The sequence below is a fragment of the Clostridium sp. CM027 genome (genome assembly GCF_024730565.1).
Lineage (GTDB): Bacteria > Bacillota > Clostridia > Clostridiales > Clostridiaceae > Clostridium_AD > Clostridium_AD estertheticum_B.
Genome location: NZ_CP077725.1, coordinates 1,841,656 through 1,855,442 on the forward strand (window position 1 = coordinate 1,841,656; position 13,787 = coordinate 1,855,442).

Annotated in this window: 10 protein-coding genes; 3 read left to right on the forward strand and 7 right to left on the reverse strand. The window is 29.6% G+C overall.

Translation table 11 applies throughout. The features are described from left to right. Positions 1-53 precede the first annotated feature (53 nt). Positions 54-773 (reverse strand): 1-acyl-sn-glycerol-3-phosphate acyltransferase, encoded by a 720-nt coding sequence (locus tag KTC92_RS08780; RefSeq protein ID WP_220286430.1) that lies wholly within the window; start codon positions 771-773, stop codon positions 54-56. A gap of 153 nt (positions 774-926) precedes the next feature. Here KTC92_RS08780 and KTC92_RS08785 point away from each other — a divergent pair, with 153 nt between their 5' ends. Continuing rightward, entirely contained in the window at positions 927-1,793 is an 867-nt protein-coding gene (locus KTC92_RS08785) for a ComEC/Rec2 family competence protein (RefSeq protein WP_216302752.1), read from the forward strand. A gap of 101 nt (positions 1,794-1,894) precedes the next feature. On the opposite strand, the gene KTC92_RS08790 is transcribed toward KTC92_RS08785, so the two are convergent. Together KTC92_RS08790 and pckA are read right to left on the reverse strand one after the other, a co-directional pair. After that, the gene (locus KTC92_RS08790; protein WP_220286431.1) at positions 1,895-2,722 is read right to left on the reverse strand and encodes an undecaprenyl-diphosphate phosphatase; all 828 of its coding nucleotides are present in this window, start codon (positions 2,720-2,722) and stop codon (positions 1,895-1,897) included. Between the two features lie 416 nt (positions 2,723-3,138). Then, positions 3,139-4,716 (reverse strand): phosphoenolpyruvate carboxykinase (ATP), encoded by a 1,578-nt coding sequence (gene pckA / locus KTC92_RS08795; protein WP_216302750.1) that lies wholly within the window; start codon positions 4,714-4,716, stop codon positions 3,139-3,141. A 748-nt stretch (positions 4,717-5,464) separates the two neighbouring features. Here pckA and KTC92_RS08800 point away from each other — a divergent pair. Continuing rightward, complete coding sequence (locus KTC92_RS08800; protein ID WP_220286432.1) at positions 5,465-6,823, forward strand: Mur ligase family protein; 1,359 nt, start codon at positions 5,465-5,467, stop codon at positions 6,821-6,823. 31 nt (positions 6,824-6,854) lie between these two features. Continuing rightward, positions 6,855-7,580, forward strand: coding sequence for a type 1 glutamine amidotransferase (locus KTC92_RS08805; protein ID WP_165411511.1), 726 nt, complete (start codon positions 6,855-6,857; stop codon positions 7,578-7,580). 36 nt (positions 7,581-7,616) lie between these two features. Here the strand turns inward: KTC92_RS08805 and KTC92_RS08810 are convergent, their stop codons facing one another. The 4 genes from KTC92_RS08810 to KTC92_RS08825 form a co-directional block, all read right to left on the reverse strand. Continuing rightward, complete coding sequence (locus KTC92_RS08810) at positions 7,617-8,912, reverse strand: helix-turn-helix domain-containing protein (protein WP_220286433.1); 1,296 nt, start codon at positions 8,910-8,912, stop codon at positions 7,617-7,619. 222 nt (positions 8,913-9,134) lie between these two features. After that, positions 9,135-10,433, reverse strand: a complete 1,299-nt coding sequence (locus tag KTC92_RS08815) for a helix-turn-helix transcriptional regulator (RefSeq protein ID WP_165411509.1) — start codon at positions 10,431-10,433, stop codon at positions 9,135-9,137. Positions 10,434-10,696: 263 nt separating this feature from the next. Further along, positions 10,697-10,873, reverse strand: a complete 177-nt coding sequence (locus tag KTC92_RS08820) for a YtxH domain-containing protein (RefSeq protein WP_165411508.1) — start codon at positions 10,871-10,873, stop codon at positions 10,697-10,699. A 179-nt stretch (positions 10,874-11,052) separates the two neighbouring features. Next, the gene (locus tag KTC92_RS08825; protein ID WP_220286434.1) at positions 11,053-13,785 is read right to left on the reverse strand and encodes an ATP-binding protein; all 2,733 of its coding nucleotides are present in this window, start codon (positions 13,783-13,785) and stop codon (positions 11,053-11,055) included. Between the last annotated feature and the right edge of the window lie 2 nt (positions 13,786-13,787).

The window sequence follows — 13,787 nt, forward strand, 5'->3', positions numbered from 1 at the left end:
TCAGCTTTAGGGCATTTAAATAAATAACAAGTAACCATATAAATCTATTTTTCCTAACGTTCCTTATTTAAATTATTTTGGATTATATTTTGTACTACCTCTGAAATTTTTACTTTTTCTTCCTTTGACATACCCTCAATATATATAGGTTTATCTATTATAAGCTTAGCATTTGTCTTTTTAATTTTCCCATTATTACCTTCCATCGCTTTATAAGTATCATAAAATGTTATAGGAACAATAGGTACCCCAGCCTTTATTGCTAGCCTCATACTACCTTTTTTAAACTCACCTAAGCTGTTACTTCTACTTCTCGTACCCTCTGGAAAAATAATCATAGAATATCCATTCTTTAAATTTTGAACACCTTCCGAAATTGCCTTCAAAGCTTCTCTTGGATTTTCCCTATCCATAAATACACAATGTATTTGCCTCATCCAATAGCTCATTATTGGTATTTTTTTCATTTCTTTTTTAGCAACTGCACCAGTAAGTCTATTCATATTAGATAATATTACTGGTGTATCAAAATTACTTTGGTGATTTCCCACAAAAACACAAGGCTCATTTGGTATATTTTCTTTTCCTACGACTGTTAAATTTAATCCTGCAACCCTAAGCACAAAATTAGACCACTTCGTAGCTACTTTGAATATATACACATCTGCCTCTTCTCTAGTTTTATGTTTTTTTATGCTATTAAATTTTATCTTCTCAAAGCTTTTACCGATCAAATTGATAATAAAACACAAATAAAAATATATAGTTCTCATATCACTGTTCCTTTCATTTTACGATTGAATTACAACTATAATTATACTAGTTTATAAGACTTATTTCAAATTTGTCCTTGGATATTGATATTTTTTTATATAATTGGATAAAATCATTTATATGCTTCAAATATTTCATAGGAGATTAATCATATGCCAAAGAAAACCTGGTTAAAATATATTTTACTTTGTACCGTCTTAGTTTTTATATCTGTCTGTGTAACTATATGTCATAAATCTACTATAAAAACTAACTTAAATTTAGAAAATAATATGGTTACTCATTTTATTGATGTAGGACAAGGTGATTGTATACTTGTTCAAGTAAATAATAAAAACTTACTAATTGACAGTGGCACCGTTGATTCAACTCAAAAGTTAATTAGATATCTAAAAAAAAATAATGTTAAAAAACTTGACTATGTAGTTGCAACTCATCCCCACGAAGACCACATAGGCGGTATGGCTAAAATAATTAAAACCTTCGATATAGATGAATTCTATGCCCCTAAAGTCATATCTTCCTCGCAGTCATTTGTTGATATGATCAATTCTCTAAGAAATAAAAATCTTAAAATAAAAGTATCCGCCCCTAATATATCTTTAGATTTAGGCCCTAATACAACATGCGTTATGCTATCACCTAATAAAACAAGTTATGAAAATACTAATAATTACTCCTGTACAATAAAGGTATCTTATAAAAATTCAACTTATTTATTTACAGGTGATATAGAGTCCCTAGCTGAGCAGGAACTACTAGACAATGGTTACAATTTAAAATCTCAGGTGCTTAAAGTAGCTCATCATGGCAGTAAGTCATCAACCTCACAAGAATTTCTAAATAAAGTTTCTCCAAAAATTGCTGTAATAAGTTGTGGAACTTACAACACTTATGGTCATCCAAATAAAGGAACCTTAGCTAAATTGAAAAAGATAAATTCTATTGTCTATAGAACTGATTTAGATAAAAATATTATACTTATAAGCGATGGCACGAACATAAATAAAAAAAACTAGTTACCTAGTTTTTTTATTTAAATCAAGAAAACATTAATTTAAATCTTCTTCGAATCTATGTAGCGAATCATGTAATGATCTAATTGCCATAATATTATTATTTATAATGAAATAGTACCAATTTTAATTAATAATAGCAAAACTACACCAACAATTATTCTATAAATAGCGAAAACCTTCATAGGTTTTTTCTTTAAATAAGAAACAAATTTTTCAACCACAATTAATGCAACTAAAAAGGCTGTTACAAATCCAATAACCAAAGTTATAATTTCTCCACTACTAAAATTCATTCCGCTTTTAAATAAAGTTAATGCTGTAGCTCCAACCATAGTTGGTATCGCTAAAAAGAAAGAAAACTCAGTTGCAGCAACTGTAGAAACGCCACAAATCCAACCTCCCATTATCGTCGATGCTGATCTTGACATACCTGGCCATAGTGCTAAGCATTGAAAAAAACCTATTTTAAATGATTGCTTAATACTTATTTTCTCTATACTTTCCGTTGTATACTTTTGCCTAAATCTACCTTCTATAATAATCATTAGAACTCCGCCAACTATTAACCCCACGGCTACAGTTCCTGAATTAAAAAGATATTTATCTATTTTATCATTTAGAACAAACCCAAAGACTGCAGCTGGTATAAATGCAACTATAATATTAGTCCAAAACTTAATACCTGAGGGTTTCCCTTGAAAAAATTCCACAACTGACTTCCATATTTTATTCCAATATAAAACTATAATTGCAAGAATAGCTCCTAATTGAATGACTACCTCAAATTGATTTGCAAATGCCCCTTTAAAATTTATAATATCTCCTACAATGATCATATGTCCAGTAGAGGAAATAGGAACAAATTCTGTTACCCCTTCTACTATAGCTATTATTATAGCTTTTAACACCAATATAACGTTTAAATTCATCTAATGTCTGCTCCCTTCTAAGCATAATTTATTATATTCTATTTGTATGTAGATATGTTTATTTTTCTATTAATAAATTGCATGATTTTTATTGAGTTCTCAAATTTATTATCATTATTATCTATAAGTTTATTTAGTCCATACTTTGTTTTAAATTTTGATAAGTTCTCATTTCGAGAATTCAATTAATAAAAATGAATAACTTAAATCCGTTCCAGCTTTAAGATTCTAAATAACTATACCTATTGTTATAATAGCAGAAATTAAAACCCTATAAAAAATACCATTCTTTCATTATTCCTCCTTATTCAAAATACCTATAGATACTCATATATTTAATGAGTATATCATATTTACACAAAAAATCACATAAAAACCCGTCGGATTATAATGCTTCTAGCCGTCGGGTTTTTATATTATTTATATATAGGTCCAGCTTTTTTTATGTTTTCTGCAACTCCTTTAAATTTGCTAAAGTTCTCAGCAAATTTGAATGCTAATTCTTTAGCTTTTAAAACATAATTTTCTTTATCTCCCCATGTATTTTGTGGATTCAACATTTTTGTTGGAACATTTGGCACCGCCACCGGTATATCTACTTTAAATATTGGATGTTCTTTATACTCAACATCCTTAAGCTTACCTTCAAGAGCAGCTTTTACCATAGCTTTCGTATATGATAGTTTCATTCTTGAACCTACCCCATATTCTCCGCCAATCCAACCTGTATTTACCAAAAACACCTCAGTGTCATATTTGTCTATTCTCTCACCTAAAAGCTTTGCATAAACTGAAGGGTTCATTAGCATAAAAGCTTCTCCAAAGCAAGATGAAAAAGTCGCTTTCGGTTCTGTAATCCCACGCTCTGTACCCGCAAGCTTACTTGTATATCCCGAAATAAAATGATACATTGCAGCTTCTTTTGAAAGTTTTGAAATTGGTGGAAGAACTCCAAAAGCATCTGCTGTTAAAAATATTATAGTGCTTGGTTGTCCACCAATTCCACTTAGTTCTGCATTTTCGATATATTCTATAGGATATGCGCCTCTGGTATTCTCTGTTAAGCTATCATCATCATAGTTAGGCATATTATTATCATCAAGCACGACATTTTCAAGCAATGCACCAAATTTTAATGCTGAGTAAATTTCACTTTCATTATTTTTATCTAATTTTATAGTTTTGGCATAGCATCCACCTTCAAAGTTAAATACTCCTTTATCACACCAACCATGTTCATCATCTCCGATAAGCTTTCTTTCTGGATCTGCCGACAATGTGGTTTTTCCTGTACCTGAAAGGCCAAAGAATACTGCTGTGTCTCCATTTTTACCTATATTGGAAGAACAGTGCATTGGGAATACGCCTTTTCCAGGTAATAAAAAATTCATTATTGAAAAAATTGATTTTTTAATTTCTCCTGCATACTGTGTTCCACCAATTAAAACAATTTTCTTATCAAAATTTATTATAATAAAAGCTTCAGAATTTACTCCATCTTCTGCTCCTTTTGCTTTAAATCCCGGAGCCGCAATTACCGTGAATTCAGCCTTATGATACTCAAGCATTGTTTTATCTGGTCTTCTAAATAATTGATTAGAAAGCAATGCCTCTGATGCAAATTCATTTACTACTCTAATAGGTAGTCTATATTCTTCCATAGCACCAACATAACCATCAAACACAAATATATCTTTATCACTTAAATATTTACACACTTGACTATACAAATTTTCAAAAATCCCCTCTTCAATTGGTAAATTTATATCGCCCCAATTTATTAATTCTTCAACACTTTCTTGTGAAACTATAAATCTATCCTTAGGCGATCTGCCTGTATATTTTCCTGTGTTTACAACCAATGCACCTGATTCTGATAAAGTGCCTTCTTCTCTTTGCAGCGCAAAACTTACTAGATCGGATACAGGTAAATTCCTGTATATTTTTTTTGATGTTCTTATATTTAAATAATTCAAGTTTTTTAAACAAACCACAATGTTACCCCCAATTACATAATATCATTATTTCCATATCTAATAATTTTAAAAATAATTAGTATATTTAACCTGCCTATAAAATTAGTTACTATAATAATATAGTACAACATTCCAACAAAAATGCAAGATAAAAATTGAAAAAAATTCCTTCGATGCTTTTTATGCATAAATTCCTTCATTATAGTAATTTATTATTGTTATAAATAACTAAATCTTATTAATATAAAAAAATGTTTTCGGCTTCTGTTACTAACAGTATTTGTTACAGTATGGAACCCCCACTTAAAGAGGTTTGAAACTTTCCTTCTGAAATGTCGTTAAATCTAACGTTTTGTGTGTTATAGTTATATTCTAATAAATGCATAACTAAAAATCCAAATTATTTAATTTTGAGTTACATTAATATGTTAGAGATTTATGCAAATATGTTATAATTATATATTGGCTTAAATATATAATTATTTATTTAACAATGGTGGGGTTGAGGCATTTTCTTAAAAGGATCACCTATAAGAATAATTAACAGAAAAAATGAAATAAGCTATTCATCTTTACTACTGACTTTTTTATGAATTATACAAATGACTATTGCCCAACGCCTCTAAATGGCGATGCTAAGCTAAATTTACTAAGTAGATTAAGTAACCTCTCCAAAGATTCAGGTTAAAATAAGTGATGAGTTTTTCTATATAAATGTCAATAATAATAATAATAATAACTAAGTGCATAAGTACAATTAAAGGATGTGTTCAACATTAAAATTCAGTCGTTACTCAGTATATTAGTTTCAAAGTCCATTATGAAATTATCAAAATTTTTATTTCAAGGTGGCACAAATTTCCCCGGCAAAATTGCCTTAAAGCTTGATAAAAATATTTTAAAAACAATTACTAATAATTATGAGGTTATACTCATAACCGGTACAAATGGAAAAACCACAACAACAAGCATGATTTACAGCATCGTAAAAGATAGCAATAAGCAAGTAATTACTAACAATACTGGAGCAAATATGTATACAGGAATAGTTGCGTGTTTTATTTCAAATTATTCTTTTAAAAAGTCTTGCGAGAAAAAAATAGCTGTTATAGAAGTAGATGAAGCCAATGTAAAGTTTGTAACTGAATATATATCTCCGCGTATAATTACTGTTACCAATTTATTCAGAGATCAACTGGACAGATATGGTGAGGTGTATACTACGCTCAAGAAGATACTAGAAGGTGTAGAAAAAGTTCCCACAGCGACACTTCTTCTTAATGGGGACGAATCTTTATTCGGAAACTTAAACCTCAAAAATGATATTGTATACTATGGTTTCGGTACTAAAGTTAATGATAACAACATTGTAGATATCAATGCTGATGCTAAATTTTGCACAATCTGCAAATCTCCTTATGAATATAATTTTATTACCTACAACCATCTAGGGGACTTCTATTGCAGCGGTTGTGGATATAAACGTCCAAAGCTTACATACTCTGTGGATAAAATTGTTGATTTAAACACCAGTGGTTCCACTGTTCATATTAATAATAAAGAGTATTACATAAACCAACCAGGTACTTATAATATTTATAATGCCCTATGTGCATATTCCGTAGCTAAGTTACTTGGCCTTGAAGATACCTCTATAGAGCACTCTCTTAAAACAGTAGCTAGTAGCTTTGGCAGACAAGAAACCCTTAATATTGAAGGCAAAGAGGTTAAAATAATATTAGTTAAAAATCCAGCTGGCTATGATGAAGCAGTAAACACTATTAATCTTGATAAACGGAAAATAAATTTATCGCTTCTGCTAAATGACAATTATGCTGATGGAAAAGATGTTTCATGGATTTGGGATGTTAATTTTGAACGTCTAACTAGCCTTAATATTAACAAAATTATGATATCAGGAATACGTTTGTATGATATGGCCATAAGACTTAAAGTAGCAGGTTTTACCTCAGAATCCTTCCTCTTATGCAAAGACGAAGAGTCCTTACTACATCAAATCAAAGCTTGCGATGGTGAAATAGTTTATATACTAGCTACCTATACTGCCATGATAAATTTAAGAAAATCTTTACACGCTAAAGGATACATAGATAAAATTTGGTAATATAAAAAATTTAAATTAGAAGGTGAATATTATGGAAATTAACATTTGTCATTTATATCCTGATTTATTGAATGTTTATGGGGATGTAGGAAATATTTTAATATTGAAACATAGAGCTGAACTGCGTGGCATTAAAGTAACCATTGTTAATATATCTATGGGCGATATTTTCAAAGTAGAGGATTATGATATTGTATTTTTTGGTGGAGGACAAGATTATGAGCAGGCCATAGTTTCCCCTGATTTAATAGAATTCAAAAAATCTGCTATAGAAGAATATATACAAAGTGGAAAAGTGTTTTTAGCCATTTGTGGTGGATATCAATTGCTTGGTAAATATTATACTACTCCTGAGGGCGTGCAGCTTGAGGGTCTTGGTATTTTAGATATTTACACTGAAGGCGGAGATAAACGTTTCATAGGCAACACAGTTATTCATAATGAAGCTTTTGATGAAACCTACGTAGGCTTTGAAAATCATTCTGGAAGAACCTACATTAACAACTTAAAGCCACTTGGCACAGTTGAAGTTGGCTATGGCAACAACGGAGAAGACGGTTATGAGGGCTGCGTTTACAAAAATACATTCTGTACTTATTTCCATGGCTCCCTTTTATCTAAAAATCCTGAGCTCGCAGACAGAATACTTACACTAGCATTAACTAATAAATATAATGAAGTAGCCTTAACTTCTTTAGATGATAGTTTAGAAATTAAAGCTAAACAATTTATAATAAATAGAGAAACTTCTAAATAAAATAAAAAAAGATGTAGGACTTGGATAATTCCAAACCTACATCTTTTTTTCTAATTGGACCGCTAAACTGAAATACTTTATAGAATCAGCTACATTACCAAGTTTATGATACATACTTCCCATTTCTAAGTAACGCGAATATATATTTTGCTTCGCACCGAATTTCAATAATGAATCTAAAGACAAGTTCATATACATCTCTGCATTAGATGCCTTTCCTTGTCTGTCAAGAATAATAGCTTTATAATAATAGCTTTTTTCAATTAATTTAATATCATCTAAATTAATTGCATAGTTTAACACTTCATCCGAAATAGACTGTGCGAACTCTATTACGTCATTTTTAATAAGCTCTTTAACGATATCTAGCATAAAGCTAACTAGTCCTCTCTTATCGCCCCTAGGATATACGCTTAAACCCTTATTGATATATTCAACTGCTCTATCTTTCATATTACAGTCGAACATTGTGGATCCATAATTAAAAATAGCTATTGCCTTACTAGAATTTTCATCTTTATACAGCTTATACGACTTTTTTTCATATTCTTGGAACTTACCATTGTTCACTCTTATAGATAGCATAGCCAACATATGATATATCTCGGCCGCTTTAAATTCTGTATCCACGTGCTTAAGTAAATCTAATAATCTTATTCCCACATGATAAGCGCGTTCAAAATTTCCAAGCATAATGTTACAGGCAGCCTCACTATAAGTTACCGTTATTATTTTTTTATAATTAGGCGTCTTGCTCGCTTTTAACCCTTTTCTCACATTACAATAATAGCTCGAGGCTTGAAGATAATCTTCTTTTATATATAAGCGTCTTGCCATGTCTATATAGTAAGTTAATTGATTATCCTCTATTGATGTTTTTAGGTGTAAATCATAATATTTTGAAGTAATTAATTGAGTCTTCTCAAAGTCTTTTTTATCTAAGTAAAAATTAAACAACATATGTATTAGTTCAATTGCTAAATCATAGTAATTATATTTTTCAGCAAACTTCAAATTATAAGATACTTTAGCTTCAAATGCATCATCATTGATATCATTTGTATCATTTACATGAATGACATTCATGTCATTCTGTTTCAACTCCTTAATGTTTTCCTCAATTTGATCAAACACATTTTCATTTAAATATTCAAGATCTATGTCCAATTTATTACTAATCAGTTCAAGTACCCAACGTTCCGCCATGACCTTGTTATTTTCTATACAGCTCATTTTAGACACTGAGATCTTGTCATCGCATATTTCTCTCAAGGTATATCCTTTGTATATTCTAGTCCTTTTTATTTTTTCTCCCGTTGATAATATTTCCATCCTCATCACCCATCCACAAGTCAAATAACTAATTTATGAAGCTAACCATAAAATAGCTTTACTTAAATCATCTTCTGAAATGTCGTTAAATCATCACCTGCGGTGCTGCAATATCAACGACTTCAGAAGGAGATTTATATTCCCACTAAAGTTTTTTCTTTGTTATAGTCCGTAACCCCCTCTTATAGAAGAGGGAGACTTTCCTTCTGAAATGTCGTTAAACTACTTAATTATTCCTAGTTTTTTAAATAACTCTACACCTTCGTTTAGGTATTTAGCTGCGTCCGTACCTCTACCGCCTTCAATATAGAACTTTCCAATCATTATAGATATCTCAGCGGCTTCCTTTATTTGCCCTTGTTCTTTCACAAAATTTAGTGCTTGTACTAAAGTGTTTTCTGCTTCATTCTTATTGTCTTCTAATAAATCGACCCTATATTTTAATAAATAGTAATGGCATAACTCTTTATAATTTCCATCTTCTATATATTCTATAATACGATCTAAAGCTTCCTTAGCTTCATTTACATACTTAAGCTTAATATAATTTTCACAAATATTTACTAAGGTATCTATTAACTTTAAGTCATTAGTCTTTTGCCTTATTTCCTTAGCTTTATTTAAATGTATAAATGATTCTTCCATGTTTTCAAACTCATAGAATAATCTTCCTAAATTGTTTTCTATATCTGACACATAACTTAAATTGTTAATTTCATAAAAAACTTTTAAAGTAATCTCTGAATATTTTATAGCATTCTTAATATCGCCTTTTTTATTATATTCATGTGCTAATAATAAAAGTGAATTAGCGTATTCTTTCTTATTATCTATTTGCTTAAACTTTTCTTGAGCTAAATATGAATATTCTATAGCCTTTTCTATATTTTCTAATTTGAAATAAGTAAACCCTATGTAATAATATATTTCACCTAATAAAAAATCATTTCCAATCTGGTTATCCGTAAAAACCTTTTCGGCTTGCTTAAAATAACTCGAAGCTGACTGATAACCCCTAAGTTCAAGTGTTATTTTCCCAAGCTTCAGAAAAGTTCCAATTATTTCTTCATAAGAGTTATTTTTGATGAATATAACATTTGAGGAAATGAAAGCCTGTTGAGCTGATGCGACCTCTTCCCTAGCCATATATATATCCCCTCTTAATGATAAATTTCTGGCTTTTCTATATTCCAATTTATATTTTTCAGAATAACATATAGATTTTTCGATATTTTGCTCCGCTTGTATTAAGTCACTATTTAGAATAAGTGCTTCAGCAATATTTTCATAAAATAAACATATTTTCTCAGCTTGAGCCTCTTCCGATTCCATTAGATATTCAACAGATGTATTTAAGGCATTTGCCAAATATTCTAATAAATCCATGCTGGGGTTAGACTTCCCAGATTCAACCAAACTAATTTGTCCAGGAGTTATTCTGCTTCCTGCAAGATCCTTTAATGTCATATTGAAATTTTTTCTTTTCCTCTTTATCTTTTCTCCTAAAGACAATATTTCCATAATCACTCTTCCTTTACAACATGGTAATATATATAAAATATTATTAATTTAAACAATCTTAGACAATTTTAATTCAATTATAACATAGTTTACCTATAAAATTAAAATTTTATGAACAATTCTTTGATTCTCATTAATAAAATTAAAAATTGTAAACTATACATTTATTTGTATATTTTGGAATTTTAATTCGTAATGATGATCTCAATTAAAAACTCCAAACTATATATTTATTAATATAGTTTGGAGTTTTCTAATTATGTTTATAAAATATAATCCTTCACGTTATCATACATATCTCCTGCCATATTCATTACCACTTTACCAGCTTTTTTAGCTCTTCTTTTTGTGCTCCTGTCCATATTAGGAATTAGCATTACACCTGCTGCTACTCCAATTATTGCCCCTGCTGTAATTGTTGATATAAATTTATTATGCATAAGTTACACATCCTTTCCTTCTTTAGTTTATTTACTCTTTATAGGATGTGCATTTTTCAAATAATTAATCTCTTTTTTTTAAACTTTATCTTTATATCTGACATTAAAAAAGCTAATAATTCACAAATATTAATGTCATAACTTAAAGTTTTTATAAATTTTCACAAAGTATAACGACATTACGAATAAATATCTGACAGTTCAACTTGTATACTTTCGTTTTTACTTCTCACATTGCTACTATATATCATATTTTCATGAAGTACCTTTTTTGAAGGAAGCAAAACTGTAAACTTACTTCCTTTGCCAAATTTACTTTCAACATATATATTGCCACCATGTAATCCTACAATCGACTTAACCAAACTTAAGCCAATACCTGTACCTTCTGCATTTCTTGATAGCGATTTATCTACCTGCTTAAATCTATCAAATATCATATCCAAGTGCTCTTCTTCAATACCAATACCATTATCCCTCACTGATATTTCTACATACTCGTTCATATCCTTAATGTCCACAAATATTTCATCACCTTCATCTGAAAATTTTATCGCATTTGATATAAGATTCAATGCTATTCTTTCTACCTTTTCTGTATCACAAGCAATAATTTTTTCTTCTATATCCGTATCGAAAATAATATTTAATCCTTTACTTTCAGTTAGTGCAGTTACAGACATAACTATTTCTTCTACAACTTCAACTATATTGTTATTTGATAGATTTAGTTTAAAGAATCCTGCTTCAATTTTTGATAAATCAACTATGTTATTAATAATTTTAGATAATCTATAGGAATTTTGCTTAATTGATTCAATGTATTTAATAATTGAATCCTTTTTCTCGTCCAGGGACCCACTATTGCAATACATATTAAATAACTGAGCTGTTGCAAATATAACATTTAGAGGTGTTTTAAGCTCATGTGATATGTTAACAAGAAATTCTCCCTGTAATTTCAATGCTTTTTCCATGATCATATTAGATTTTATTTCATTAGTAACATCTATTATTAAAATTAATATTTCTCTGACCTCTCCATTTAATTCAATCATGGGTTCAAAAATGATATTCCAATATACTTCGTTCCCATTTATTAAAAGATTTTTTTTATTCAAATACTTAATTTTCTTTTCTTTTAACACTTCACCAATACACTGGTAATATTCTCTTGTCTCTAATGTTTTAAATAACCCTTCAATCCCATTATTTTTTATTTGCTCCATTGATTTAACGGTAGGTCTGAGCAACTTAATTATACTAAATGCCTTTTTATTAATATCCACAATCTTTAAATCAGGACATGATAATCTGACAAGAGGTAAATCAAAAGTATTTACCATTCTGTTCAAAAATTCATATCGGCTTCTTATAGCTTCTTCATGCTTTAAATAGGTTGTCATATCTTTGCTGCAAATCACACCTAAAGTAAATTCCCCTTCGAGGTCATATATAGGCGTTCCACTAACATCTAATTGTAATGTTTTATAAGGAGACTTTACTATAAGTCTCATGTTTTTAAATTTTTCACCCCTCATAACTCTATGAGATGGAATATTTTCAGTCTCAATTTTTTCTCCAAAAGCATCATAAAACTCAGATGTTTTATACCCATCAACTATATTTTCCATGCAATTATAAGATTGGAAAAACATTTCCCTCGATGCTTTGTTAATTAATACATATCGTTCTTTATTGTCAAAAATAGCAATAGAATCAGATATATTTTCTATGATAGCTTCTAATTCCTTTTTCTGTTCTTCAATTTTTCTAGATTGTTTAATTGTTTCAGTAATATCATGAAAGCATGATACTATCATAGTTAACTCTCCACTCGCATTATAAATTGGAATTGAACTAATTTCAGCAAAATACTCTTTATTAGGATGGCATACGAATATCTTAATATTTTTTATTCTTTCGCCTCTTAATGCTCTAACTGAAGGAAAATTTTCAAATGGTATCTCCTTGCCTTTCATATCAAATGCTTTAGTGTTTTTATAAGCATCGCCTAGGGTAATTCCTATGTCTGATTGACAAACTAACCTCTTCGCTTCTGCATTCACCATTATAACTTCACCTTTATTATCTGCAAACATTACTCCCTCAGATAAATTTTCAATTACGCTAATTAACTGTATATTCTGTTGTTCTAATTGTTCTAACTTCTCCTTTTGCTGTTCTAATATCTTGTTTTGTCGTTTTATACTTTTATTTTTTAAAACCCTTTCAGTAATATCATTAGCGGTTACAAATCTGTATTTCATCTTTCTGTTTTCATATATAGGCATTTGCGTAGATTCCCAATAAGTTGTACCTCGTGCAAACTCATCAAATCTGACTTCATTTATATATCTGGTCTTTTGCGAAACAAGAACATTATTCCAAATAGCTTCAACTTGACTTCCTGCAAACCCTGTTAGAATTTCCTTAATAGATCTACCTATACTATTTTCTTCTTTATTAAAAGGTGAATCTAAAAGATTAAGATACGTCTGATTTGCTCTAAGCAGTATTAAATCGGGCAAACTGTAAACAGCTGCGCCCGATATCTCATCTACAAATATTTGTTCTACAAAAATGAGTTTTTCATCAAGTCTAGAATTTAATTCCTCAACAAAAGTATATTTTTTTATATTTGCCTCGGTATCATGAAAAAGAGATATATTTACTTCTCTTGCACTGAGGGATTTTGTGAATATATATCCCGAGTACTCACTGATTATACTATCAAGAAATATTTGTGAATTGATTTTAAGCATTTCCCCTATTTCTATAAGTGATTTACCTAACAATTCATCCAATGAATATCCTGTAAAATCAAGAAACCCTTGATTAACCTCTGTTAAAATACTCCCACTACAATAGAAATATGGTTCTATTATTCTGCTATTAAAAATATTTCCCAATG